Origin of the sequence: Pseudomonas sp. BN411, from assembly GCF_029871235.1 — a bacterium.
Taxonomy (GTDB): Bacteria; Pseudomonadota; Gammaproteobacteria; order Pseudomonadales; family Pseudomonadaceae; genus Metapseudomonas.
The window spans coordinates 71501-96760 of record NZ_SSOM01000069.1 but is presented as its reverse complement, the minus strand read 5'-3'; the positions used below and the strand labels follow the sequence as shown (position 1 = coordinate 96760).

Annotated in this window: 27 protein-coding genes; 14 read left to right on the top strand and 13 right to left on the bottom strand. The window is 65.3% G+C overall.

Going from position 1 to position 25260, the window contains the following annotated elements:
* Positions 1-69: 69 nt before the first annotated feature.
* Positions 70-1728: an MFS transporter gene (locus E8F06_RS16170; RefSeq protein WP_280369044.1), complete on the top strand. Its 1659-nt coding sequence runs from the start codon at positions 70-72 to the stop codon at positions 1726-1728.
* A 191-nt stretch (positions 1729-1919) separates the two neighbouring features.
* Here the strand turns inward: E8F06_RS16170 and cysK are convergent, their stop codons facing one another.
* Positions 1920-2894 (bottom strand): cysteine synthase A, encoded by a 975-nt coding sequence (gene cysK, locus E8F06_RS16165; protein ID WP_280369042.1) that lies wholly within the window; start codon positions 2892-2894, stop codon positions 1920-1922.
* 223 nt (positions 2895-3117) lie between these two features.
* Here cysK and E8F06_RS16160 point away from each other — a divergent pair, with 223 nt between their 5' ends.
* The 5 genes from E8F06_RS16160 (at position 3118) to E8F06_RS16140 (ending at position 6671) form a co-directional block, all read left to right on the top strand.
* Positions 3118-3963: a MoxR family ATPase gene (locus E8F06_RS16160; protein WP_151135431.1), complete on the top strand. Its 846-nt coding sequence runs from the start codon at positions 3118-3120 to the stop codon at positions 3961-3963.
* A 73-nt stretch (positions 3964-4036) separates the two neighbouring features.
* On the top strand, positions 4037-4432 hold the full coding sequence (locus E8F06_RS16155) for a GFA family protein (protein ID WP_280369039.1): 396 nt from the start codon (positions 4037-4039) through the stop codon (positions 4430-4432).
* A 28-nt stretch (positions 4433-4460) separates the two neighbouring features.
* On the top strand, positions 4461-5639 hold the full coding sequence (locus tag E8F06_RS16150; protein ID WP_280369037.1) for a VWA domain-containing protein: 1179 nt from the start codon (positions 4461-4463) through the stop codon (positions 5637-5639).
* Between the two features lie 80 nt (positions 5640-5719).
* Positions 5720-6214, top strand: a complete 495-nt coding sequence (locus tag E8F06_RS16145) for a PaaI family thioesterase (RefSeq protein WP_280369035.1) — start codon at positions 5720-5722, stop codon at positions 6212-6214.
* 76 nt (positions 6215-6290) lie between these two features.
* Entirely contained in the window at positions 6291-6671 is a 381-nt protein-coding gene (locus E8F06_RS16140) for a MerR family transcriptional regulator (protein WP_280369033.1), read from the top strand.
* Here the strand turns inward: E8F06_RS16140 and E8F06_RS16135 are convergent.
* From E8F06_RS16135 to E8F06_RS16120, 4 genes are all read right to left on the bottom strand, one after another.
* Entirely contained in the window at positions 6668-7654 is a 987-nt protein-coding gene (locus E8F06_RS16135; protein ID WP_280369030.1) for an NAD-dependent epimerase/dehydratase family protein, read from the bottom strand. The genes E8F06_RS16140 and E8F06_RS16135 overlap by 4 nt on opposite strands.
* A 191-nt stretch (positions 7655-7845) precedes the next feature.
* Positions 7846-8619, bottom strand: coding sequence for a class II glutamine amidotransferase (locus E8F06_RS16130; RefSeq protein ID WP_280369028.1), 774 nt, complete (start codon positions 8617-8619; stop codon positions 7846-7848).
* 3 nt (positions 8620-8622) lie between these two features.
* Complete coding sequence (locus tag E8F06_RS16125; RefSeq protein ID WP_280369025.1) at positions 8623-9069, bottom strand: HIT family protein; 447 nt, start codon at positions 9067-9069, stop codon at positions 8623-8625.
* A gap of 64 nt (positions 9070-9133) precedes the next feature.
* Positions 9134-9613: an MFS transporter gene (locus E8F06_RS16120; protein ID WP_280369023.1), complete on the bottom strand. Its 480-nt coding sequence runs from the start codon at positions 9611-9613 to the stop codon at positions 9134-9136.
* Positions 9614-9708: 95 nt separating this feature from the next.
* On the opposite strand from E8F06_RS16120, the gene E8F06_RS16115 reads away from it, so the two are divergent.
* Positions 9709-11751 carry a S9 family peptidase gene (locus E8F06_RS16115; RefSeq protein ID WP_280369020.1) on the top strand — a complete coding sequence of 681 codons (2043 nt, stop codon included), beginning with the start codon at positions 9709-9711 and terminating at the stop codon, positions 11749-11751.
* On the opposite strand, the gene E8F06_RS16110 is transcribed toward E8F06_RS16115, so the two are convergent.
* Positions 11752-12078 carry a hypothetical protein gene (locus E8F06_RS16110; RefSeq protein ID WP_280369018.1) on the bottom strand — a complete coding sequence of 109 codons (327 nt, stop codon included), beginning with the start codon at positions 12076-12078 and terminating at the stop codon, positions 11752-11754.
* 133 nt (positions 12079-12211) lie between these two features.
* Between E8F06_RS16110 and E8F06_RS16105 the strand changes: the two genes are divergently transcribed.
* Together E8F06_RS16105 and E8F06_RS16100 are read left to right on the top strand one after the other, a co-directional pair.
* A complete protein-coding gene (locus E8F06_RS16105) occupies positions 12212-12586 on the top strand; it encodes a YajD family HNH nuclease (protein ID WP_280369015.1) in 375 nt (124 codons plus the stop codon).
* 41 nt (positions 12587-12627) lie between these two features.
* Positions 12628-13323: a type 1 glutamine amidotransferase domain-containing protein gene (locus E8F06_RS16100; protein WP_280369012.1), complete on the top strand. Its 696-nt coding sequence runs from the start codon at positions 12628-12630 to the stop codon at positions 13321-13323.
* 510 nt (positions 13324-13833) lie between these two features.
* Here the strand turns inward: E8F06_RS16100 and E8F06_RS16095 are convergent.
* The 6 genes from E8F06_RS16095 to dapA all read right to left on the bottom strand — a co-directional run bounded on the left by E8F06_RS16095 (position 13834) and on the right by dapA (position 19106).
* Entirely contained in the window at positions 13834-15057 is a 1224-nt protein-coding gene (locus E8F06_RS16095; RefSeq protein WP_280369010.1) for a hypothetical protein, read from the bottom strand.
* A gap of 124 nt (positions 15058-15181) precedes the next feature.
* The gene (locus E8F06_RS16090; protein ID WP_190832661.1) at positions 15182-15631 is read right to left on the bottom strand and encodes a YcgN family cysteine cluster protein; all 450 of its coding nucleotides are present in this window, start codon (positions 15629-15631) and stop codon (positions 15182-15184) included.
* Between the two features lie 93 nt (positions 15632-15724).
* Complete coding sequence (locus E8F06_RS16085) at positions 15725-16654, bottom strand: D-2-hydroxyacid dehydrogenase (RefSeq protein ID WP_280369009.1); 930 nt, start codon at positions 16652-16654, stop codon at positions 15725-15727.
* On the bottom strand, positions 16654-16947 hold the full coding sequence (locus E8F06_RS16080; protein WP_190832665.1) for a YcgL domain-containing protein: 294 nt from the start codon (positions 16945-16947) through the stop codon (positions 16654-16656). Before E8F06_RS16080 ends, E8F06_RS16085 begins: the two co-directional genes overlap by 1 nt.
* Positions 16948-16994: 47 nt before the next feature.
* Positions 16995-18122: a ribonuclease D gene (rnd, locus tag E8F06_RS16075; protein WP_280369007.1), complete on the bottom strand. Its 1128-nt coding sequence runs from the start codon at positions 18120-18122 to the stop codon at positions 16995-16997.
* A gap of 129 nt (positions 18123-18251) precedes the next feature.
* Complete coding sequence (dapA, locus tag E8F06_RS16070; protein WP_280369005.1) at positions 18252-19106, bottom strand: 4-hydroxy-tetrahydrodipicolinate synthase; 855 nt, start codon at positions 19104-19106, stop codon at positions 18252-18254.
* A 414-nt stretch (positions 19107-19520) separates the two neighbouring features.
* On the opposite strand from dapA, the gene E8F06_RS16065 reads away from it, so the two are divergent.
* Positions 19521-20582 (top strand): SMP-30/gluconolactonase/LRE family protein, encoded by a 1062-nt coding sequence (locus E8F06_RS16065; RefSeq protein ID WP_280369003.1) that lies wholly within the window; start codon positions 19521-19523, stop codon positions 20580-20582.
* A gap of 107 nt (positions 20583-20689) precedes the next feature.
* Here E8F06_RS16065 and E8F06_RS16060 read toward each other — a convergent pair whose 3' ends face one another.
* Positions 20690-21499 (bottom strand): lysophospholipid acyltransferase family protein, encoded by an 810-nt coding sequence (locus tag E8F06_RS16060; RefSeq protein WP_280369001.1) that lies wholly within the window; start codon positions 21497-21499, stop codon positions 20690-20692.
* 126 nt (positions 21500-21625) lie between these two features.
* Here E8F06_RS16060 and E8F06_RS16055 point away from each other — a divergent pair, with 126 nt between their 5' ends.
* From E8F06_RS16055 to E8F06_RS16040, 4 genes are all read left to right on the top strand, one after another.
* Positions 21626-22102 (top strand): Lrp/AsnC family transcriptional regulator, encoded by a 477-nt coding sequence (locus E8F06_RS16055; RefSeq protein ID WP_280368999.1) that lies wholly within the window; start codon positions 21626-21628, stop codon positions 22100-22102.
* 203 nt (positions 22103-22305) lie between these two features.
* Positions 22306-23481, top strand: a complete 1176-nt coding sequence (gene metC / locus E8F06_RS16050) for a cystathionine beta-lyase (protein ID WP_280368996.1) — start codon at positions 22306-22308, stop codon at positions 23479-23481.
* A gap of 106 nt (positions 23482-23587) precedes the next feature.
* Positions 23588-24442 carry a sulfurtransferase gene (locus E8F06_RS16045; RefSeq protein WP_280368994.1) on the top strand — a complete coding sequence of 285 codons (855 nt, stop codon included), beginning with the start codon at positions 23588-23590 and terminating at the stop codon, positions 24440-24442.
* Between the two features lie 242 nt (positions 24443-24684).
* Entirely contained in the window at positions 24685-25164 is a 480-nt protein-coding gene (locus E8F06_RS16040) for a hypothetical protein (protein WP_280368992.1), read from the top strand.
* The last annotated feature ends 96 nt before the right edge of the window (positions 25165-25260 follow it).

Here is a 25260-nt window from a genome sequence, read left to right as displayed (position 1 = left end):
CGGCGCCGTCTACACTTCAGCCTTGACCGGCCCGCCTGTCCGGGGCCGCGCACTGCAAGGATGGCCCTGATGCTCCAGTCCGTCTCCCCGAAAAACGACCTGCCCCTCGACGCCGACCCCGAAGCCAAACCACGCCAGGGGCTGTTCAGTCCCTTCGCCGTAACCGCGTTCCGTATCATCTGGATCGCCAACCTGTTCGCCAACCTCGGCACCTGGGCGCAATCGGTGGCCGCTGCCTGGGTGGTCACCGAGGCCCACGCCAGCCCGCTGCTGGTGGCGATGATCCAGGTGGCTTCCGCCCTGCCCCTGGTACTGCTGTCGATCCTCTCCGGGGTGCTGGCAGACAACCACGACCGGCGCAAGATCATGCTCGCCGGGCTCTGCTTCGAGATGAGCGGCGCCATCTTCCTCAGCACCATCGCCTTCCTCGGCATTCTCGATCCCATCCTGCTGATCATTTCCATTCTCTGGATCAGCATCGGCGGCGCCGTCACCATCCCCGCCTGGCAAGCGGCGGTGAGCGAACAAGTGCCCGGCGAAATGCTGGGCAATGCGGTGCTGCTCAACAGCGTCAACTACAACGTCGCCCGCGCCGCCGGCCCCGCACTCGGCGGGCTGATGCTCAGCGCCGTGGGCCCGGCCTGGGTGTTCCTGTTCAACTGCCTGTGCTACCTGGCGCTGATCTGGGCGATCTGGCGCTGGCGCCGCGAATTGCCGGTGCGCACCTTGCCGCCGGAGGGGCTGCTCCAGGGCGTGGTAGCAGCGCTGCGCTTCACCCAGTACTCCAGCGTCACCCGCCTGGTGATGCTGCGCTCGTTCTCTTTCGGCATTTCCGCCAGCGCCGTGTGGGCCTTGCTGCCGCTGCTGGCGCACCGCAATCCGGAGGGCGACGCTGCGGTGTACGGCTACATGCTCGGCGCCCTGGGTGCCGGTGCCATTGGCGGCAGCCTGCTGGTGAACCGGGGACGGCTGCTGATCGGCACCAGCCGGCTGATCAGCCTGGCGGGCCTGGTGTTCGGCCTGGTGATGCTGGTGCTGGGCACGCTGGACAGCCTCTGGGCGATCTTCCCTGCCCTGCTGACGGGCGGCATCTGCTGGATCGCGGCGGTGGCCAGCTACAACTCGGCGGTGCAGATCCTGGTGCCGGACTGGGTCAAGGCGCGCGCCCTGGCGCTGTACCAAACGGCGATCTACGGCGGCCTGGCACTGGGTTCCTATCTCTGGGGGCACCTGGCGGAAAGCATGGGCGTGAAGGGCGCGCTGTTCAGTGCGGGCGTACTGATGATCGCTTGCGCCTTCCTGCTCTACCCGCGCCGCCTGCCTGAGCTGGACGCTTCCAGCATCGCCCACGCCGACAGCCCGCAACCGGGCCAGCCGGGCTTCGCCTTCAACCCGGACCGGGGCTCAGTGCTGGTGACGATCGAATACCGCATCCCCCAGGAGCGCACCCGCGATTTCGTCCGCGCCAGCCGCCCGTTACGCCGCCTGCGGCTGCGCAACGGCGCCGACCGCTGGGCGCTTTATCGCGATGCCGGCGATCCGGAGCTGTGGCAGGAAACCATGGTGGTGGAGAACTGGCTGCAGCACTTGCGGATGCTCGATCGCCTGACCATCGCCGACAAGGCGATCATCGACAACCTGACCATGCTGCACGAAGGCGACGGCCCACCCCGCGTGCGCCACGGGGTGAGCTATGAGTCGGGGAGCTATGAACCCATTCAGTCGTAGGTTGTGGCAGAGCGTAGCGAAGCCCAACAGTGCGAGGCCCACCCTCTGAACGTTGGGCCTCGCGGAGCTCGGACCAACCTACTGTTGGAGTTCCTGCTCAGGAGCTCACGTAGGTTGTGGCAGAGCGCAGCGAAGCCCAACAGTGCCAGCCCCACGGACTGAACGTTGGGCCTCGCGGGGCTCGGACCAACCTACTGTTGCAGTTCCTGCTCGGTGAACAGGCCGTCGAACAGCATGCTGGAGAGATAGCGCTCACCCGAGTCCGGCAGGATCACCACGATGGTCTTGCCCTGCATTTCCGGGCGCTCGGCCAGGCGCACAGCCACCGCCATGGCGGCGCCGGAGGAAATTCCGCAGAGGATGCCTTCCTCACGCATCAGGCGCAGGGCCAGGGCCTTGGCCTCGTCGTCGGTGCTCTGCTCGACGCGGTCGACCAGGGTCAGGTCGAGGTTCTTCGGCACGAAACCGGCGCCGATGCCCTGGATCTTATGCGGGCTGGGCTTCACTTCTTCGCCGGCCAGGGTCTGGGTGATGACCGGGGACGAAACCGGCTCCACCGCCACCGAGAGGATCGGCTTGCCGCAGGTCTGCTTGATGTAGCGGGACACGCCGGTGATGGTGCCGCCGGTGCCCACGCCGGCCACCAGCACATCCACGGCTCCGTCGGTGTCGTTCCAGATTTCCGGGCCGGTGGTCTTCTCGTGGATCGCCGGGTTGGCCGGGTTCTCGAACTGTTGCAGCAGCAGGTATTGCTCGGGGTTGGCGGCCGCCAGTTCGTTGGCTTTCTCGATGGCGCCCTTCATTCCCTTGGCCGGCTCGGTCAGCACCAGTTCGGCGCCCAGGGCCTTCAGCACCTTGCGACGCTCCAGGCTCATGGAAGCGGGCATGGTGAGGATCAGCTTGTAGCCACGGGCCGCGGCAACGAAGGCCAGGCCGATGCCAGTGTTGCCGGAGGTGGGCTCCACCAGGGTCATGCCCGGCTTGAGGCGGCCGGAGGCTTCCGCATCCCAGCTCATGCTGGCGCCGATGCGGCACTTCACCGAATAGGCCGGGTTGCGACCCTCGATCTTGGCGAGGATGGTCACACCGCGCGGCCCCAGGTGGTTGATGCGCACCAGGGGCGTGTTGCCGATGGCTTGCGAGTTGTCTGCGAAGATGCGGCTCATGGCGGAATCCTTGTCATGGCGGGAAAAAGGAGCCGCAAGCCTAAGGCGGTGCCAGGGCAGCGTCCAGCGCTCCCCGGGTCGGACAGAGGGCATTCCTGCCATTCAGTGACTGAATGAAGGTTCTGCGTTCACAGTCGACTTGTGCCCGCGTTATAGTCAGCCCTTTCCCAAATACTGAACCGTCCGGTTTTCCAACCGGAGTGATACGTCCGAGGATTCCCTGATGAAGTTCGAAGGCACCCAGTCCTACGTCGCCACCGACGACCTCAAGCTCGCGGTGAACGCCGCCATCACCCTGCAGCGCCCGCTGCTGGTCAAGGGCGAGCCAGGTACCGGCAAGACCATGCTGGCTGAGCAACTGGCCGAGTCCTTCGGCGCCAGGCTGATCACCTGGCACATCAAGTCCACCACCAAGGCACACCAGGGCCTGTACGAGTACGACGCGGTGAGCCGCCTGCGGGATTCCCAGCTGAATTCCGACAAGGTCCACGACGTTCGCAACTACATCAAGAAAGGCAAGCTGTGGGAGGCGTTCGAGTCCGAAGAGCGCGTGATCCTGCTGATCGACGAGATCGACAAGGCCGACATCGAGTTCCCGAACGACCTGCTGCAGGAACTCGACAAGATGGAGTTCTACGTTTACGAGACCAACGAGACCATCAAGGCCAAGCAGCGCCCGATCATCATCATCACCTCCAACAACGAGAAAGAGCTGCCGGACGCCTTCCTGCGCCGCTGCTTCTTCCACTACATCGCCTTCCCGGATCGCGACACCCTGCAGAAGATCGTCGACGTGCACTACCCGAACATCAGCAACTCGCTGGTATCCGAGGCGCTGGACGTGTTCTTCGACGTGCGCAAGGTACCGGGCCTGAAGAAGAAGCCCTCCACCTCCGAGCTGGTGGACTGGCTGAAGCTGCTGATGGCCGACAACATCGGCGAAGCCGTACTGCGCGAGCGCGATCCCACCAAGGCCATCCCGCCTCTGGCCGGCGCCCTGGTGAAAAACGAGCAGGATGTGCAGCTGCTGGAGCGCCTGGCCTTCATGAGCCGCCGCGCTAGCCGCTGACAAACCTCCCCTCTCCCGCTTGCGGGAGAGGGGCCGGGGGTGAGGGTAATCCCGCCCACTTAGGAGACCAGCCATGCACCACGGCAGTTGCCTGTGCGGTGCGGTGAAGTACGAGATCGACGCGCCCATCAACTCCGCCACCCATTGCCATTGCAGCCAGTGCCGCAAGGGCCACGGGGCGGCGTTCGGCACCTATGGCAACGTGCGCTGGAGCGCCTTCCGCCTGGTGCAGGGTGAGGACGCGTTGGCCCGGTTCCACTCCTCCCCCGGCGTGACCCGGACCTTCTGCCGGCAGTGCGGTTCCACCTTGCAGTGGTACAGCGAAAACGCCCATCCCGACTGGGTTTCGGTCGCCCTGGGCACGCTGGACTCACCGCTGGGCCCGATCCCGCAGAAGCACATCTACCCGGAATCCAAGGCCGACTGGTACGCCATCGCCGACGGCCTGCCCCAGGAGCCCCGCTCCTGAGAACCAACAGATAGATGAGGGTGCAGCCATGCTGCTCAACCTGTTCAACGAAATGCGCGCAGCCAAGGTGCCGGTGTCGGTACGCGAGCTGCTGGACCTGATCAACGCGTTGAAGCACAACGTGGTGTTCGCCGACATGGACGAGTTCTACTTCCTCGCCCGCACGGTGCTGGTCAAGGACGAGCGCCATTTCGACAAGTTCGACCGCGCCTTCTCCGCCTACTTCAAGGGCCTGGAGAAGCTCGACGACTACCTCCAGGCGCTGATTCCCGAGGAATGGCTGCGCAAGGAGTTCGAACGCATGCTCACCGACGAGGAGCGTGCGCAGATCCAGTCCCTCGGCGGCCTGGACAAGCTGATAGAGGAGTTCAAGAAGCGCCTCGAAGAGCAGAAGGAACGCCACGCCGGCGGCAACAAGTGGATCGGCACCGGCGGCACCAGCCCCTTCGGCTCCGGCGGCTTCAACCCCGAAGGCATCCGCGTGGGCGATGCCGGCAAGCGTCAGGGCCGGGCCGTGAAGGTCTGGGACCAGCGTGAGTACAAGAACCTCGACGATCAGGTGGAACTGGGGACCCGCAACATCAAGGTCGCCCTGCGTCGCCTGCGCAAGTTCGCCCGCGAGGGTGCTGCGGAAGAGCTGGACCTGGACGGCACCATCGACCACACCGCCCGCGACGCCGGCCTGCTCAACATCCAGATGCGCCCGGAACGCCGCAACACCGTGAAGCTGCTCCTGCTGCTGGATATCGGCGGCTCCATGGACGCCCACGTGAAGGTCTGCGAAGAGCTCTTCTCGGCGTGCAAGACCGAGTTCAAGCACCTGGAGTACTTCTACTTCCACAACTTCGTCTATGAGTCCGTGTGGAAGAACAACCTGCGCCGCACCTCCGAGCGCACCTCCACCCTCGACCTGCTGCACAAGTACGGCCCGGACTACAAAGTGGTCTTCGTCGGCGACGCCGCCATGGCGCCCTACGAGATCACCCAGGCCGGCGGCAGCGTCGAACACTGGAACGAAGAGCCGGGCTACGTCTGGATGAAGCGCTTCATGGAGAAGTACAAGAAACTCATCTGGATCAACCCCTACCCCAAGGACACCTGGAACTACACCGCCTCCACCAACATCGTCCGCGAGCTGATCAACGAGCAGATGTTCCCGCTGACTCTGCAGGGATTGGAGGATGGAATGAAGTTTCTGTCGAAATGAGAACGGGCCCTGCGGGGCCCGTTCTGCTTTGTTGCCAAAGCCGCTAGGCTTGGCGCTTATTTCCTGGAAACGAGCCGATCATGCAAGACATCTCCCTGCAGGACATCGCCGCGCCAGACGGCGTCTGCTACGGCTGTGGCGGCCGCAACCATCACGGCCTGCAAATCAAGAGCCGCTGGCACGAGGACGGCGTACACGTCGTGGCCGAACACGTGCCGGATGCCAAGTACTGCGGCTGGCCGGACCTGGTGTATGGCGGGCTGATCGCCATGCTGGTGGACTGCCACTCCAACTGGACCGCCATGGCCTACCACTACCGTGACGAGGGCCGCGAACCCGGCAGCCTGCCACGCATCGAGTGCGTCACCGGCAATCTCGGCATCAAGTTCATCAAGCCGACGCCCATGGGCGTGCCGCTGCTGCTGCGTGCCCGGCTTGAGGGTGAAGCGGGCCGCAAGACCCGGGTGATCTGCGAGGTCTATGCGGGAGAGCTGCTGACCGCCGTTGGCGATTCCGTCTTCGTCCGGGTAGACACCGGGCAGTTGGCCGCGGCGGCTCACGGCCGCGAGTCCTGAGTGCGGCAGGAACCCGACCAACCTCCAGCGAGATGCCGCGCTTGCAATCGAGCCCCTCACGGATGAGAAACCTGCCATGTATATCGGAAAGCTCGCCAAGTTGACCGGCTGCACACCCAAGGCGATCCGCCTGTACGAGGAACTGGGGCTGTTTGAGGCGCCGCCACGCCAGGGCCGCTATCGCGTCTATACGCCGCATCATGTGGATATAGTGCGGCTGATTCGGGTAGCCCAATCGGCAGGCTTCAAGCTGGCAGAAATGGGCGAACTACTTGCGGAGAAACAGCGTCAACGGCGCTTCCCACTGGAGTTGGCGAGCGCGGGTATCGAGCTGAAGCGCCTGCAAGTACAGGCGCAGATCGCAGAACTGCACGCCCTTGACGCTCGCCTGGTGGAGCTCAAGCAGGAAGTCTCCCGGCTGTTCTCCGAGCAGCCGCAGCAACAGTGCCGCAGTTAGCTCGGGCGCTCCCGCAGGAAGTCGAAGGCCTCGCGCAACGCCTGGGCGGGCGGTCGCGGCCGATAACCCAGTTCGGCCCGTGCCTTGGCGATGTTGTACTCCTGACGTACCCCATGAAACAGCCGCACCTGGCTGACCAGTAGTCTGGCCGGGCGGCCGGTCAACTGCGCCCAGCGTTCCTGCAACCAGGCCAGGGACAACAGAAGCCAGCGCGGCGCGGGCGGCGGAAGGCGATGGCCCGGGCTCATCGCGTTGGCGGCCTCGACCAGTGCCTGCAGCGGAGACGAATGTTCGTTGGCGAGGATATATCGCTCACCTGCACGCCCTCGTTCGGCGGCCTGAATCAACCCTTCGGCCACGTCGCGCACGTCGACAAAGTTGAAGTGGAAGCCAGGATCGAGCGGTACTTGTCGATCCGCCACTGCCTCAAGAAAATTCATCGTATCGGTCAGCCGTTGTGCATTCGGACCAACCATGGCCGACGGCAGCACTACCACCAGATCGAGCCCCAGGCGCCGCGCAACCTCCCAGGCCAATTGCTCGGCGAGTATCTTGGAGCGGTAGTAGGCATTGTCCGGCTCATCGTTCCAGTGCTCCTCGCTCAGTGGCTGACCGTTGTGCCCTACTGCGGCGACCGAACTGACATAGACCACTCGCTTCACACCCGCCTCGGCGGCTGCCTCCAGGACATTCCGGGTGCCTTCGACGTTGGGCACCACGATTTCCGCCTGCGGATCGCGCGCCCAATGGCGGAACACCGCGGCGACCTGATACAGCACCTCCACCCCGTGCAACGCTTGCAGAAGCGCCTGTTTATCCTGCAACTCGGTATACACCAGCTCGCAATCGAGCCCGGCAAAGGCCGAGCGGTCGCTCAGATCGCGTACCCCCGCCCGCACCCTTTCCCCACGCGCTACCAGCGTGCGCACGAGTGTATTGCCGAGATGGCCATTGGCCCCTGTGACCAGACACAACCCATTCATCTGAAGCGCTCCCTGCATAAAAGGTAGCGTCAGCCTAGGGTCTGCCCCTAGGGACAGAGTCAAGTGCCTGGTTGCGCACTGTGAAACATTTCGGTTCGACGAGCCACGCCCAATCGTAGAATCCATTCCCCGTGAGCCGCATGACCACGGCCGTCCAGGGAAAGGTGACTTTGGTTGGCCTGCTCTACGGGTCAGGTCCGGCCCTGCGTGACGATCTCGCCACGGCGCCAGAGGATCCACTCGCCCGGCTGGTAGATGTTCCAGGTTTCGTTGTCGGTCAGAGGCTCGGTGGCGATCACCGTGACCACATCGTTGGGCGTGGTTTCGGCCTGGAAGTCCACGGTGAGGTCGGCGTCCTTCAGGCGTGCGGGGCCGAACGGCGCGCGACGGGTAATGTGGGCGAGCTTGGTGGAGCAGAAGCTGAACAGCCAGTCGCCGTCGCTCAGCAGGCAGTTGAACACCCCCTTCTGGCGGAACTCGAAGCAGGCCTGGATCAGCACCGGCAGGAGGATTTCCGCCATCACCGGTTCAGGGAAGGCACCGCGCACCCGATTCAGCAGGTCGCAAAAGGCGGCTTCGCTGTCGGTGTCGCCTACGGGGCTGTAGAAGCCTTTCGGCGGCTCGAAACCGGCCAGTTGACCGTTGTGCGCGAAGCACCAGTTGCGGCCCCAGAGTTCGCGCACGAAGGGATGGGTGTTGGACAGGCAGACCTTGCCGACGTTGGCCTGGCGGATATGCCCGATCACCGTCTCGCTCTTGATCGGATAGCGCTGCACCAGGCGCGCCACTTCGGATTCGACGCTGGCCGACGGGTCCTGGAACAGACGCAGGCCGCGCCCTTCATAGAAGCCGATACCCCAGCCATCGCGGTGCGGACCGGTGCCGCCGCCGCGCTGCATCAGGCCGGTGAAGCTGAAAACGATATCGGTGGGGACGTTGGCGCTCATGCCAAGCAATTCGCACATGGTTCAGAATTCCAGCTTCAGGGCGTTTTTCAATTGTTCGGCTTCGCGTACCAGTCGCGCCTGCACAGCAGAGCGGCCAAGGGGCAGGAAGCGGGTCAGGGCTCGCCAGAGCAGGCCGGCAAGGTCGCCACGGCGACGGGGTATCAGGTGCAGATGCAGGTGCGGCACGTGCTGGTTGGAGGCCGGGCCGTCGTTGACCAGCAGGTTGATGCCCTCGCGTCCGTAGCCGGCCCAGCGCAGGGCCTGGCTCAAGCGCGCAGTCAGCGCGAGCAGGCGGTCGCGGGCGTCGGCGGAGAGATCAGTGAGCAAGGGAGCGTGTTCGCGGCTGACGACCAGCACATGAGCCGGCCGTAGCGGGTAGATGTCCAGCAGCACCAGGAAATGCTCGTCTTCATGCAGCAGATGGGCCGGCAGCCTGCCAGCGGCGATGGCACAGAACACACAGTCCATGGGCGCTCCTTCACGGGAATGGCTCATGCTGAACGTGTCGTGCCCAGGCTGCAAGGCCCCGGCGTTACAGGCGAGGTTCGATTCGCAGGCGGCGGTCGCCGTTCTGATCAAGGCGGGTATCGGCTTCGGGCCGGCCGTCGCGCATGACTTCACGCAGGGTCGGCTCTTCATCGGCCTGTTGTGCGGCCTCGCGCTCGGCGCGGCGTGCCTTGAGCTTGTTCTCGATGGGCCAGCGAATAGCGGCGAACACCAGGTACAGGGTCAGGGCGATGATGCTGTACATGGTCAGGTCCAGCGCCGCCTTCCAGGCGTTGTTGCCGACCTTGAACACGACGTCCAGGGCGGTGATGGCCACGGCCGGGGCGAACTGGTCCTTGGCCGGGTCGACGATGGTCGGGGTCAGCAACAGGACCGCTACCAGCAACCGCAGGGGCTCACGCAGCCAGCGCCACATCCAGCCGGTCATGCGGAACCACACCAACAGGCAGCCAAGCGCAGCCACTCCGTAGGCGGACCAGGCGAGCAGGTAGTCGTGTTCAGTCATTGGCGTCCGTGGCAAGGCTGGCAAAAGGGCGCTTATGATAAACGCTTTTCGCGGTTCCGGCGCTCCTGCCGTCGCCGCCCGGCCTGCCTTCGAGAATGCCCATGTCCCAAGTCCCCATCGCCCGCATCGAACCCGGTGACGACCCCTACCGCTGGCTGGAAGAGCGCGACGCTCCCGAGGTACTCGCCCACCTCGAAGCGGAGAACGCCTGGCTGGAAACCGAACTGGCCGACCAGAAGGAGCTCCGCGAGACGCTGTTCCAGGAGATCAAGGGCCGCATCCGCGAGACCGACCTGTCCCTGCCGGTGCCCTGGGGCCCCTGGCTCTACTACCAGCGCACCACCACCGGCGACGAGTACGGGCGCCATTACCGCTGCCCGCGTCCGGCGGACGGTTCCCTGACCCCGGACACGGCGGCCGAGGAGCTGCTGCTGGACCCGAACGAGCTGGCGGCCGGCGGCTTCCTCTCCATCGGCGCCTTCAGCGTCAGCCCCGACCACGCGCGCCTGGCCTACAGCCTGGACACCAGCGGCGACGAGATCTACCAGCTGTTCGTCAAGGAACTGGCCAGCGGTGAGGTGACCGCCCTGCCTTTCGAGCAGTGCGACGGCAGCATGACCTGGGCCAATGACAGCGCCACCCTGTTCTTCGGCGAACTGGACGACACCCACCGCCCGCACCGCCTGCACCGCCATCGCCTGGGCGAAGCCGGCGCCATCCAGGTGTTCGAGGAAGGCGACGGCCGCTTCTTCCTCCACTGCTATCGCGCCAGTTCCGAGCGCCAACTGATCCTGCTGCTGAACAGCAAGACCACCAGCGAAACCTGGGTGCTGGATGCCGAGACGCCTGAAGGCAGCTGGACCTGCCTGGCACCGCGCGAGGAAAACCACGAGTACTACGCCGACCACGGCAGGCTGAACGGGCAATGGGCCTGGCTGCTGCGCAGCAACCAGACCGGCATCAACTTCGCCCTCTACCACGCCACCGAGAGAGAACCCACCCGCGCGCACTGGCAGGAACTGATCGCCCACGACGAGGCCCGCATGCTGGAGGGCATCAGCCTGAACGCCGGCGGTTTCGTCCTCAGCCTGCGCGAAGGCGGCCTGCCCATCGTCCAGGTGCACCCGGAAGGCGCCGCGCCCTACCCGCTGCAACTGCCGGACGCTGCCTACAGCCTTTACGTGCAGGACAACCTGGAGTTCGACAGCCCGTTCGTTCGCCTGCGCTACGAAGCCCTGAATCGCCCGGCCCAGGTTCGCCAGCTGGAACTGGCCAGCGGCGAGCAGAAAGTGCTGAAAGAAACCCCGGTGGAAGGCCCGTTTGATGCCGATGCCTATGTCAGCCAGCGTCTCTGGGCGACGGCGGCGGACGGCACGCGCGTTCCCATCAGCCTGGTGGCCCGCCGCGAAGCCCTGGGCAAGCCCGCCCCGCTCTACCTCTATGGCTACGGCGCCTACGGCGAGAGCCTCGACCCCTGGTTCTCCCATGCGCGACTGAGCCTGCTGGATCGCGGCTTCGTCTTCGCCATCGCCCATGTGCGCGGCGGCGGTGAGCTGGGCGAAGCCTGGTACCGCGCTGGCAAGCTGGAGCACAAGGCCAACACCTTCGGCGACTTCATCGCCTGCGCCGAACACCTGATCGCCGAGGGCTACACCAGCCGGGCGCAGTTGGCCGTCAGCGGTGGCAGCGCCGGTGGCCTGCTGATCGGGGCGGTGCTCAACCTGCGCCCCGAACTCTTCGCCGCGGCCATCGCCGAAGTACCGTTCGTGGATGTGCTGAACACCATGCAGAACCCCGACCTGCCGCTGACTGTGACCGAGTACGACGAATGGGGCGACCCGAACGACCCCGAGGTATTCGAGCGGATCAAGGGTTATGCGCCCTACGAAAACGTCCGCGCCCAGGCCTATCCGGCGATGCTCGTGGTGGCCGGCTACAACGACAGCCGTGTGCAGTACTGGGAAGCGGCCAAGTGGGTGGCCCGCCTGCGCGCAACGCGCACCGACAGCAACCCGCTGCTGCTCAAGACCGACCTCGGCGCCGGCCACGGCGGCATGAGCGGCCGCTACCAGGCGCTGCGCGACGTGGCGCTGGAATACGCCTTCCTGCTCAAGGTGCTGGGCCTTTCCGGTAACTGATCAGGGATTGCCGGTGCTGGTCCCAAGCCCCTTGGAGTTGCGCTCCAGTTGCTGCTCCAGCACCGGAATGGGCTGGTCGCGCTGCTCCAGGGACTCGCGCAGGCGCTGTTCCTGGTCTGGACGCTTCATCAATTGCGGACTTCCGCTCTGCGGCGACGGGCTGGTGACCGCGCGCGGCACCACTTGCGGGTACGGCTGCGGATTTGCCGTACCGGGTGCTCCTGCCGGCGCCTGCAGCGGCGCCCGCAGCAGAGGGGGATTCTGCGCCAGCGCCCCACCGGCGATCAGGGCCAGCGCCAGGAGAAGAGGAATTCGGGAGCGAGTCATGATGCGGCCTCCTGCTCATCACTGAAACCAGTCTAGTTCCCGCCGGATCGGACGCTTCCCGACGCGACGGGATGCCAGCGATCCGGCGTCCTCGCAACTAGACTTTTCACAGGTTCAGGCACGGGAGCGAAAGATGAGTACGGGACCGTCGGCGACGCCGACCGGCAAGCTGGACAAATTGCTCGCCGACGAACGCAAACGGCGCGAACACAGCTATCGGGAGCAGGCGCTGAAGCTGTTTCCGTGGATCTGCACCCGTTGCGGTCGCGAGTTCAGCGGCAAGCGCCTGTCCGAACTTACCGTGCACCACCGCGATCACAACCATGACAACAATCCGGCCGACGGCTCGAACTGGGAGCTGCTCTGTCTCTACTGTCATGACAACGAGCACTCCCGCTACACCGACCAGCAGTGGCACAGCGAAGAACAACCCGGCGCGCGGCAGGGACCGCGCGCCACCTACAAGGCATTCGCCGCTATCGGCGACCTGTTGAAGCGCGAGGAATAGCCCGCCGGGCCGTTCGAAACCGAGTCTGCAAGGAGATCACGATGAAGATCCTCATGGTACTGACCTCCCATGATCAGCTGGGCAACACCGGCAAGAAGACCGGTTTCTGGCTGGAGGAGTTCGCCGCCCCCTACTTCGCGTTCCGCGATGCCGGCGCCGAGGTGGTGCTGGCTTCCCCCAAGGGCGGCCACCCACCGCTGGACCCGAAGAGCGACGACCCGGAGGCGCAGACCGAAGCGACCCACCGCTTTCGCGACGATGACGAAGCCCGTCGGGCGCTCGCCAACACCCATATGCTGGCCGGCCTGCAGCCTGGCGACTACGACGCCCTCTTCTACCCCGGCGGCCACGGCCCGATGTGGGACCTGGTGGACGACCTGCATTCCATCGTGATGGTCGAAGCCTTCTACGCTGCCGGCAAACCCGTCGGCGCCGTTTGCCACGCGCCGGCGGTACTGCTCAACGCCAAGGCGCCGGACGGCGCGCCGCTGGTGCAGGGCAACGCGGTGACCGGCTTCTCCAACTCCGAGGAAACCGCCGTCGGCCTGGCCGACGTGGTGCCCTTCCTGCTGGAGGACGAATTGAAGGAAAAGGGCGGCCACTTCTCCAAGGTGGCGGACTGGCAGCCCCATGTGGTTGCCGACGGCAACCTGATCACCGGGCAGAACCCGGCGTCGTCCGAGCCCACGGCGGCGGCCATGCTGGAGCTGCTGAGCGGACGAAGGGGGGAGATGTAACCCGATTGGCGACGGACCAATGCGTGTAGGGGCGAATTCATTCGCCAGGGGTTTCGCAGCAGCCCCTTCCAACGCAGGCCTTCCAGACTTTCGCGCCAGCCCGCCCCCCTCACCCCCGGCCCCTCTCCCGCAGGCGGGCGAGGGGTGACTCGCGTCGGCGCGGCTAAAACAATCCTGAAGCCCATACACCGCCTGAAACTGAGCGAAATAGGTGGGGCGGGGACTCCGCCCCTTCAGGAGGCCGAGCGAAATCGTTGCAGAGGGGGACGAGCGGCATGGATGCCGCGAGAGGCGTGTGGGGCCATGGATGGCCCCTCTCGCCGTGCCCCCGGCGCAACGATGAAGGGAGGGAACCCCGGCGAAGCCGGGGCCGAATGCAGGGGCAAGCGTTTTGGTTCCTTTTTGTGGGCGGCATTCCGACGTTTGAAAAAGGGACTCGCCTGGGAAGGCGAAACCAGATACATCCGCAGAACTCGGTAAGCAGCCGGGACTAGGACGTTCCAGCAATGCTTAACGCAACAGCTTGGTATCCAGCACGTCCGACGCGCCGCCCATGATGTTCTCGGTGATTTCGATGAAGTCCTTGGTGCTGGCCTTGTCCAGGCGCATCAGGCCGCGGGCGACGTCGTCCATGGAGTGCTTGCCGTCGGTGCGCAGGCGGATTTCCTTGTCCAGGTCCTGCAGCAGCAGTACGGCACGGGCGGTGATGGCGCCGCTGGCATGTTCGCCGCGCAGGCTATCCACCTTCTTGCTCCACTGGCGCAGCTGCCCGCGGATCGCCTCGTAGCGGTCGTCGCCCAGGCCACCTGAGCGGCGCAGCAGTTCGATGGCGTAGTACTCGGCCACCCCTTCGCTGATCCAGTCACTGCGGTCGGTATCGCTGATCCGGCTGAGCACGTGCACCAGCTCATGCACCAGGGAGCTGGTGCCGTTCTCGCTCACCATCGGGCGCCCCGAGTGCATGAAGAACGAGTTGGGTGCCGACAGGCCGCCGCGCCACATGGGGTCGTTGGCGCCGACGATCAGCAGCTTGCCCGGCTCGCGGGGGAAGACTTCCTGGGCATGGGGCCAGACGAAGGTGAGCATGGTCAGGATGTCCATGCGCCGCATGCCTTCGCCCACCGGGGCGCTGACGGTGACGTCGGTCGTACCCAGGGTGACCCGGCGGCTGCCCAGCTTGCCGGCGAGGATCCAGCCGGTGGGGCGATCGAGCATGCGCTCGGGATTGTCGATGCGGAAACGGTTTTTGCCGATGCGCGGCCAACCGGTTTCCACCGACTGCCAGCCGCTGGGCAGTTCGAACTGCAGGCGCGCCACCAGGTCGACGCCTTCCACCATGTCCAGGCGTGCCGCCGGCACCAGGTCGTCACCACGCAGCAATGCCCAGTCCGGGGTCATGCGGGCGTCGAAGCGGCCGTCGCCACGGGGATGGCTGATGCGCACCTTGTAACTGAGGCTGGCCTTGCCCTTGCCGGGCACCCAGGTGCCGTGGCCCGGGTCTTCCTGGTTCCAGGTGCCGCTGGCCTTGAAGTCGCTGTAGTAGCCCTTGTCGCCCAGGTCGAAGCGCAGGCTGCGCACGCCGTCACCCTTCTCCAGCACCACATTGACTTCCGCCTGGTCGCTCTCGGGCAGAAAGCGCACCTGATAGTCGAGATCGACCTTCTTCGCCGCCCACAAGGGGGCGCTCAGGGTGAGCAGGACGGTGGACAGCACGAGCTGGGAACGGGCGGACATCGAGAATGGCTTCCTTGGTGGGTGTGACGATCAGTCCCTGAGACTCGAAAGGTGGCGATTTGATCCGTTACCACCCCTGCAGCACGTTGAAAACGTGAGCGACGCGCCAGCTTGCAACTGCCTGCTAGCCAGCGCGGAAAATCAGATAGTCCTCCCAATCATCCTCGGAGACGCTGTTCTCGCTGAGCATGCGACCGGATTGGGAGATACCCGTCTTGTGCACCGCTTCGGGGTCATTGCAGACCAGGTGGTGCCAGGGCGGCAGGTCCTTGCCCTCAGCCACCAGGCGATAACCGCAGGTGGGCGGCAGCCATTGGAACTCGTCGGCCTGGGCCGGGGTGAGCTGGATGCAGTCGGCGACGAACTTGCGGCGATTGGCGTAATCGGTGCAGCGGCAGGTCTTCAGGTCCAGCAGCTTGCAGGCGATACGCGTGTAATAGACGCTGCCGTCGTCCTCGTCTTCGAGCTTCTGCAGGCAGCACAGGCCGCAGCCGTCGCAGAGGGATTCCCACTCTTCCTGATCGAGCTGTGCGAGGGTCTTGCGCTTCCAGAAAGGTTCGACTTTGGCGGCCATGGCGTGCGGGGGGTTGGTTCGGGGGGCGCGTAGTCTAGTCGGGTACAGGGTATCGGCCAAGCATAGCTGACCGTCGGTTACAGCGCGGCGAACTCAGTAGCCGCGCTCGAAATTGACCTGCCCGCGCAACGGTTCGCCCGCCTGGTAGTGGTTGAGGTTGTCGACGAACAGCCGGGCCATGGCGCTGGGCAGCGTGGGTGCCGAGCTGTGGCCGGTGACCAGCAGGTTGGGCGCGTTCCAGAACGGGTGCCAGGCGGGCAACGGCTCTTCGCGACAGACGTCGATCACCGCCGCCGCCAGCTGGCCGGCCTGCAGTGCCGCCACCAGGTCGTGCTCCACCACCGCCACGCCGCGTCCGGCATTGATGAACAGGGCGGTCGGGCGCATGCAGGCGAAAGTCGCCGCGTGGTAGATGTCGCGGGTGGTCGGGGTATCCGGCAGCAGGTTCACCACGCAATCGGCCCAGGCCACCTGATCGGTCAGCGCCTCCATGCCGAAGACCCGCTCGAAAGGTTCCAGCGGGCGCGGCTCGCGGGCAATGCCGTGGAGCTCCACGCCGAAGGGTTCGAGGAAGCCGGCCACACTCTGGCCGATATCGCCGCTGCCGACGATCAGCACGCGCTTGCCTTCGAGGCTGCGCGGCAGGCGGTTGTCCCAGCGTTTCTCGGCCTGGGCGGCGGCCCGCGAGAACAGCTGCCGCTGATGGGCCAGCAGGTAGGTGAGGACGTACTCGGCCATCACCTGGCCGAAGATGCCCACGGCGCGGGTCAACCGGTAGTCCTGGGGCAGGTCGGCGGCCAGCAGCGGGGTGATGCCGGCCCAGGTCGACTGCATCCACTCCGGCTTGCAGCCCCTGCGCAGCAACTCCGCCATCAGGTCGGGCTCGCCCAGCCACACCGGGCATTCCCGCGCGGCCTCCGCCAGGCGCTCTACATCGCTGCCGCCATGGAACTGCAGGCCAGTCTGGGTGCGCAGCAGGTCGGCGTAGAGGGCGAACTCTTCTTCGGCGATGAGGATTTTCATCAGATGGGGTCGTTCATCCGCAGCAATTCTTCCGGCAGGTGCTCGATGTACTCGTCCTGGGCCGGCGGCATCTGCAGGTGATAGCCCTGCTTCTCGATGTTCTCCAGCACCTTGTTGATGTCCTCGCGGGCCAGCTGGCGCTCGGGCGTCAGCACCAGGTCAAAGGTGTGCTGCGGGGCGCCGAAGGCGGCGATCAGGGCTTCGGGCACACGGCTCAGGGCTTCGCGCTTGTCGACGTAGAGGTACATCTCGTTCTTGCGCGGGCTTTTGTAGATGGAGCAGATACGTTTCATGGTCGGGCTCGTGGGGCGAGCCGTGCCGGACGGCACGGCGGATTGGTTCATTGGCCGGCCGTGGCCAGGGTGTCCAGCAGGGCCTGGCCCATCAGCTCGCGGCGCCAGCCACGCAGGCCGTCGGGCAGGCTGTAGGGGCCATCGGGGAAACCGCTCTTGAGCAGGGCTTCCAGGTGCTTCTTGCGCAGCATCAGTTCCGGCGCCATTCCGAGGCGTTCGGCTTCGGAATGGCCGACGGCACGCAGCTTCTTCAGCAATGGCGAGGCATCCGGCGGCAGCGGCTCGGGCAGTGCTTCTGGCCATTGATCGGGCGGAGTCTCGGCGGCCTCGCGGATCAATTTAAGCAGGGTATTGCCGTCCTGACGCACGGTGCGCGGGTGCATGTCCTCGATTCGCGCCAGGGACACCAGGTTGTCCGGCTGGAAGCGCGCCAGTGGCCAAAGGCTGTGCTCACGCAGGATGCGGTTGCGCGGCTGGTCGCGCAGGCGCGCTTCAATCTCGCGCCAGGCGCACAGCTCGCGCAGCACGGCGAGCTGGGCACGAGAAAGCTTCCAGGCCAGCTTGGCTTCGCGGTAAAGCTCTTCGGGAAGGACTTCGCGGCGCAGGTTGGCCACCAGTTCGGCGCCATCTTCCAGCACCCAGGCGCGCTTGGGCTCGGTCAGGCGCGGTTCCAGGGCGGCGTAGAGCTCGGCCAGGTGCTGCGCGTCTTCGGCGGCATAGCGCACTTGCATCTCGGTGAGCGGGCGCTGCAGCCAGTCGGAACGGGTTTCGTCCTTGGGCAGGTCGATGCCGAGGACCGCCTGCACCAGACGCGAATAGCCCATGGAGTAGCCGATGCCGAGGTAACCGGCGGCCAACTGGGTGTCCAGCAGCGGCTGCGGCAGGGAACCGGTCAGGCGCAGGAAGACCTCCAGGTCCTCGCTGCAGGCGTGCAGCACCTTGAGTACAGCCCGGTCTTCCAGCAGTTCGGCGAAGGGGGACCAGTCGCGAATCAGCAGCGGGTCGATGAGGAAGGCGTGTTCACCGTCGCCGACCTGCACCAGGCCGGCCTTGGGGTAGAAGGTGTCGACCCGCATGAACTCGGTGTCCAGGGCCACGAAGGGCAGGCGCCGCCACACGGCGCAGTGTTCGGCCAGCGCAGCGTCGTCGCGGATCCAGATAATGTCGATGGCCACAGGGCTCTCCTTGAATCAGTGGCGCGCAGTATATATCGCGCCGGGTCATCGCTTCGCGCCTTGCATCACTCCCGCCCCGCCGCTGCCGGTCCGCAGGGGGCGGGCGAGCGCCAAGGTTTTGTACATAACCTAGGCCAGTTCCGTGCGCAGCCGCTGCAACAGGGCTTCGGAACTGGGTTGCATGGGCTGGCGCAACTCGTCGCGGATCAGCCCCTGCATCGCCAGCAGGCTTTTCACCGGGGCCGGATTGGGTTCGGCGAAGGCCAAGCGAATCAGAGGCTGTATTTTCTGGAAGATCGCACGCGCGGCCTCAAGTTCACCTTTGCCGATGCATTCGGCCATTTTCACGAACTGGCGCGGGTGGATATGCGCCGACGCCGCGATCGCGCCACGACCGCCCATGCACAGGGTGGTGAAGATCTGCCCGTCTTCGCCGGTCAGCACATCCAGCTCGCCGTCGGCGATCAGCGCCAGGGTGGTTTCCGGGTTGCCGCCGCAGTCCTTGATGGCCACGATCCGGGGGTGGCGGGCGAGCTGGCGCAGGGTGGCCAGTTCCAGGCGTACGCCGGTGCGGTAGGGGATGTCATACAGGATCACCGGCACGCTGGAGGCATCGGCGATGGCGCCGAACCAGGCCAGCAGGCCTTCCTGTGACGGGCGGATGTAGTAAGGCGCCGGCACCAGCACGCCGGCGATGGGACGACGCTGCACCTCGCGCTGGAAAGCCAGCAGCTCGGCCAGGTTGTTACCCGCCAGCCCCATCACCAGGCGGTCGCCGGGCACCTCTTCCAGCAGCGCGTCCAGCACCGCCAGTTGCTCGTCCTTCGACAGCGCCGCTGCTTCTCCCGTGGTGCCGCAGGCCACCAGTCCGGCAACGCCTTCATCCAGCAGGTGCCGGGCCAGGCGGCGCAGGGCGGGGAAGTCGATGGCGCCATCGTTGAAGGGGGTCACCAGGGCAACCCAGATTCCAGAAAACACAGGCATTGCAGATCTCCTTTGGCTGACCGTCAGAGTCACCGTCGGAGGGATGCAGGGAGGAGATTCGAAGGGGGGAAGACCCGGTTCACGCCTACTGTCCTGTCAGCCCATCTGACGGGACAGCGCGCCCCGGTCAAATGAGCGACTGTTTCTTGGATTTCTTGCCCGCGGTAACGCCATAGGCCGACGCCTGGGCCGGGAGGGCCAGGGCAGATACGGCGGAGTGGGCGATTGCGGACATTGAAAAGCTCGGTTGGATCAAGCGAGGCACCGATACTGCTCAGTCCGCCCCTGCACTGTCAACCGCGGTCTGTCTGATGGCGCAACATTCAGCCCTGGCGCCGGCCTCGGGCGGCTGCTAAAAAGCCCGCGCAGAACAATAGGCCCCGGCCATCACCCCACCTCAACGGATACAAGAAGATGAAGAAGCTGCTGGGCGTGCTCGCCCTGCTGATCGCCGCCGTGGCGGTCTACCTCGCCGTCACGCCCTCCCCCATCGACCCGCTGGCCTGGGACGCACCCAAGGCACCGACCATGACCGGCGTACTGGAGCCCAACGACACCCTGATGAAGGCCGAGCTGGTTGCCCAGGGCCAGGTACACGGACCGGAAGACACCGCTGTCGACGGCCAGGGCCGCCTCTACGCTGGCCTGCACGACGGTCGAATCGTGCGCATCAGCGAGAAGGGCGAGGTGGAAACCTTCGTCGAAACGGGCGGCCGCCCGCTGGGCATGGACTTCGATGCCGCCGGCAACCTGATCGTCGGCGACGCCTACAAGGGCCTGCTGCGCATCGACCCGCAAGGCAAGATCACCGTTCTGGCCACCGAGGCCGACGGCGTGCCCTTCCGCTTTACCGACGACCTGGACATCGCCCAGGACGGCCGCATCTATTTCACCGACGCGTCCAGCAGGTTCCAGCAGCCGGATTACCTCCTCGACCTGCTGGAGGCCCGCCCCCATGGCCGCCTGATGCGTTTCGACCCGGTGACCGGCAAGACCGAGGTGCTGCTCAAGGACCTCTACTTCGCCAATGGCGTGGCCCTGTCGGCCAACGAGGACTTCGTGCTGGTCAACGAGACCTACCGCTACCGCATCACCCGCTACTGGCTGAGCGGCGAAAAGGCCGGCACCCACGACGTCTTCATCGACAACCTGCCGGGCCTGCCGGACAACCTCCAGGGCGACCACCAGGGCAACTTCTGGGTCGCCCTGCCCACCCCGCGCAAGGCCGACGCCGATTTCCTCCACACCCAGCCCTGGCTGAAGGCGCAGATCGCCAAGCTGCCGCGCATGTTCTGGCCCAAGCCGGTGCCCTACGGCCTGGTGCTGCAACTGAACGAGAAAGGCGAGATCGTCCACAGCCTGCACGACACCAGCGGCACCCACCTGCGCATGGTCACGTCGGCCAAGCCGGTGGGGGACTACCTGTACCTGGGTAGTCTGGACAATGACCGGATCGGCAAGTTGAAGATTCGCTGAGGCACGGAAGGCTCTCTCACGGGGACATCGAACATGTAGGAGCGAGCTTGCTCGCGAACGGGCGAGCTCAAGAGCTTCGCGAGCAAGCTCGCTCCTACATTGCCTGCTTACAAGGCTCGCGCTGGCGGCAGGTGGGAAGTCGCCTCTACAGAACTCGTAGTGTCACCAACGTCCTGCCCCAGAAGCCCCTGCATCCGCCCTCGGGTATCCGCCATCAGCTCGCCGAGCCGCGTCGCGTCGTACCGGCTGGCGTCGATGGGTTCGCCCACATGCACTTCCACCTTCTGCCCCAGGTTCAGGCGGAAGGTGCGGGCCGGCAGCACGCGGTGAATGCCACGAATGGATACCGGGATGATCACCGCGTCAGTATCCAGGGCCAGATGGAAGCAGCCCTTCTTGAACTTCAACAGACGGCCATCGTCGGAGCGGGTGCCTTCGGGTGCGGCCCAGAGGACGATGCCGCTCTCCATCATGCGCCGCGCGGTTTCCAGATCCGCCAGGGCCTGGCGGCGGTTGTGCCGGTCGATGGAGGGGAACTCGGCAGCACGCATGGCCGGGCCGAGGAAGGGGATGCGGAACAGCTCCTTCTTCGCCAGCATGCGGATCGACCCAGGCAGGGCAACGAAGCTGGCCGGAATGTCGTAGTGGCTGGAATGGCTGCAGAGGATCAGGTAGCGGCGGCCATCGTTGAAGTCGGGAATCGCACCGTGCACCGACAGGTCCATGCGTACCAGGCGCAGCAGCAGGCGCGACATGGCACGCGTATAGCGGTCCACGCAGGCGCGGTCGAGGCGCTTCATTGGCGCACGTACCAGAACCTTGCAGCAGTAGTAGAGGACCACCGACAAGGTCCCCAGGATCACGCCCAGGCGGCGGATCAGCGAGGCACGTTCACTCAGTATTTGCAGGCTTGGCATCGGGCTCTCCCATCTTCTCCCGGCGCGACTTCATGCACGGGTGACCTTATGATGCCGATTGTCATTGTTTCGACACACTTGGCCCGCCAGCCTCCTGACCAAACGCACCCGCCACGGACCCAGCCCATGGACAAGAAAGACCTGCAGATCATCTCCCTCCTGCAGCAGGACGCCTCCATTTCCCTTGCAGAGCTGGCCGAAGCGGTGAACCTCTCCCCCACGCCCTGCTGGCGGCGCCTGCAGAAGCTGCGCGAGGACGGCGTGATCACCCGGCAGGTGGCGCTCTGCGATGCCGAGCGTCTCAAGCTCGGGGTCACGGTATTCGTCACCATCCGCACCAGCCGCCACAGCGACGACTGGACCCGGCAGTTCATCGAAGGCACCCGTGACATCCCGGAGATCGTCGAGATCTACCGCATGACCGGCGACGTCGATTACCTGCTGAAGATCGTGGTGCCGGACATCAAGGGCTATGACGCGGTGTACAAGCGACTGATACGGGTGGCCGACCTGTCCGACGTCAGTTCCGGCTTCGCCATGGAAGTGATCAAACACACCACAGCGCTGCCCCTGGACCACCTGACGCAGGCCATCGACTCATGACTTCCCCGTCAGCGCCATCTTTTGAAAAATATTTCTACTTAGAAATAAATCAGTAGAAATTATTTCCACCTCACCGGTATTCCCAGCAAATCAAAGCAAAGAAATTCCCCGCATCCATCGGTAATCTTTTCGCCATCCCGGACGCCTTCCGCTCCAGGCAGGCACTGCTCCATTTCGCTATCCCGATCCAGAGGTACACCCAGGTGGACGAACGCAAGCTGCATCTCGAAACGCTGCTGGCCCATGAAGGCCGTGAACGGGGCCGGGTCGGCGGGACCGTGAACACCCCGGTCTACCGCGCCTCCACCCTGCTCTTCCCCAGCGTGGAAGCCCTGCACGCGCAGAACGGCACCCTCAACACCTACGGCCGCCACGGCAACCCCACGACCCGTTCGCTGGAAACCGCCCTGGCCGAACTGGAAGGCGCCTACGGGGCCATGCTCACCCCTAGCGGCCTGAGCGCCCTGACCACCGCCCTGCTGGCCACCCTCAAGCCCGGTGATCACCTGCTGATGACCGACTCGGTGTACGACCCGACCCGCGCGTTCTGCGACGAAACCCTGAAGCGCTTCGGCATCGAGACCACCTACTACGACCCGCTGATCGGCGGCGGCATCGCCGAGCTGATGCGTCCCAACACCCGTGTGGTGTTCCTCGAATCGCCCGGCTCGCTGACCTTCGAAGTGCAGGACGTGCCCAGCATCGCCGAAGTGGCCCACGCCCACGGTGCGCTGGTGATGATCGACAACACCTGGGGCACGCCGGTGCATTTCGCCTCCTTCAAGCACGGTGTGGATATCTCCATCCATGCCGCCACCAAGTACATCGTCGGCCACTCGGATGTGCTGATGGGCGTGATCATGACCACCGAGGCGCTCTTCCCGCAGGTGCGCGGCTTCTACAAGCAGCTCGGCCTGTCGGTCAGCGCCGACGACGCCTACCTGGCCCTGCGTGGCCTGCGCACCCTCTCGACCCGCCTGGAGCGCCACCAGCGCAACGCGGAGAAAGTGACCCAGTGGCTAGCCGAGCAGCCGGAAGTGGCACGCATCCTCTACCCCGCCTTGCCCGGCGCGCCCGGCCACGAACTGTGGAAGCGCGACTTCACTGGCGCCTGCGGTCTCTTCAGCGTGGAATTCAAGGCGATGCCCGAACAGGCGATGCGCGCCATGCTCGATGGCATGCAACTGTTCGGTATGGGTTACAGCTGGGGCGGTTTTGAGAGCTTGATCCTGCTGACCAATCCCAGCGCCCACCGCAGCGCTACCACCTGGAAGACCGATGGCCCGCTGGTGCGCCTGCACATCGGCCTGGAGCATCCGGATGACCTGATCGCGGACCTCGACGCCGGCTTCCAGCGCCTGCGCGCCGCCTGCCGCTGACCCCACGGGCGGCGCGGCTTCCGCGCCGCCGCCGATAGCGCGCGACAGTCTGTGCGGGCGTCCTTATGATGCTTGCCACAACAATGGTCACGACAAGGACCCCGCCATGTCGCTCGCACAACTCATCAGCCCTGCCCAACTCAGCGCCCGCCAGGAAGAACCGGGCCTGGTCATCCTCGACTGCCGCTTCTCCCTCGACGATCCGGCCTACGGCCAGCGCAGCTATGCCGAGAGCCATATTCCCAAGGCTCGCTTTGCCGATCTGGAGCGCGACCTGTCCGGCCCGGTGACCAAGGGCGTGACCGGCCGCCATCCGCTGCCGGACCCGACAGCGCTGACCGAGAAGCTGCGCAACTGGGGTATTGATGCTGAAAGCACCGTTGTGCTCTACGACGACGGCCCCGGCGCCTTCGCCGCGCGCGCCTGGTGGCTGCTGGCCTGGCTGGGCAAACGCGACGGCGTGTTCCTGCTGGATGGCGGCCTCAAGGCCTGGCGCGACGCGGAGCTCCCGCTGACGGCCGTGACGCCGACAGCGCAACCCGGCGCCTTCTCCGGACAGCCCGATTCCAGCCTGCTGGTCGATGCCGATGCGCTCCAGCAACGTCTGGGCAATGCGAACCTGACCCTGCTGGACGCCCGCGCCCTGCCGCGCTTCAAGGGCGAGGTAGAACCCATCGACCCGGTGGCCGGCCATATCCCCGGCGCCCAGTGCACGGCCTTCACCGACAATCTCGGCAGCGACGGCCGATTCCTTCCGGCCGACGCCCTCAAGCAACGCTTTGCCGCCCTGATCGGCGACCGCCCGCTGGACGAGGTGGTGGCCTACTGCGGTTCGGGCGTCACCGCCTGCCACAACCTCTTCGCCCTGAGCCTGGCCGGCTATCCCCTGGCGCGGCTCTATGCCGGTTCCTGGAGCGAGTGGATCACCAACCCTTCCCGTCCCCTGGCCACGGGCGAATAAGGCAGAAAGCCAGCAGGCATGGGGCTTTGCGGCCCTTGCCTGCTGGCTGTTTTTTAATCACAGCCAGCTATATAGACAATAACCAGAAGCCTGAATCGGTTTAAAAACAGGCCTTTACAGCATAAATTTCCCACTAGACTTCAAATCGAGCGGCTAACCCCGCTCCCGGTGGGGCTCTTTCCTAGAACGACGAGAAGCTGCCAAAACGCCCCAGCCCCGCCGGCACCCTTCGCGAGGGCCAAATGGGAATAGCCGCCTGCGATCTCCGCCAGCACGTGATACGACCGACGTTGCATTACCTGCAGCGCCCCTCCTCCACCGCCGAAACCCTCCTGCTGGGCGCCGCCGCATGCCAATCGGCACTGGGCTCCACCCTGGACTGCGGCAACGGACGCGGCCTCTATGGCATCAGCGACGAGCGCCACCAGCAGCTCTGGGACCATCACCTGGCGCTCGACCCGGACCTCGCCAGCCAGGTCCGCGGGCTGGCCAGCCAACATGCCTTCCTCGCCGCACCGCACCTGGAGCTGACCATCAACCTGCGCTATGCCACCGCCATCGCCTGGATGCTGGTGGAGTCGAGCGTCCTGGTGCTGCCCGCTGCCGACGACCTGATCGGCATGGCCATGATCTGGCGCCAGGTCTTCCATCCCGAAGGCAGCCCGAGAGACTTCATCGACGCCTGGCAACGCCATGTCGGAGGACTCAGCCAGGTCGCCTGATCACTGACCGATCAGTCAGGAACTACCGTGCCAGGCAATTTGCACGATCAGCGGAAATACCGACAATTTCTATATTGTTCGACAATCTTACAAAGA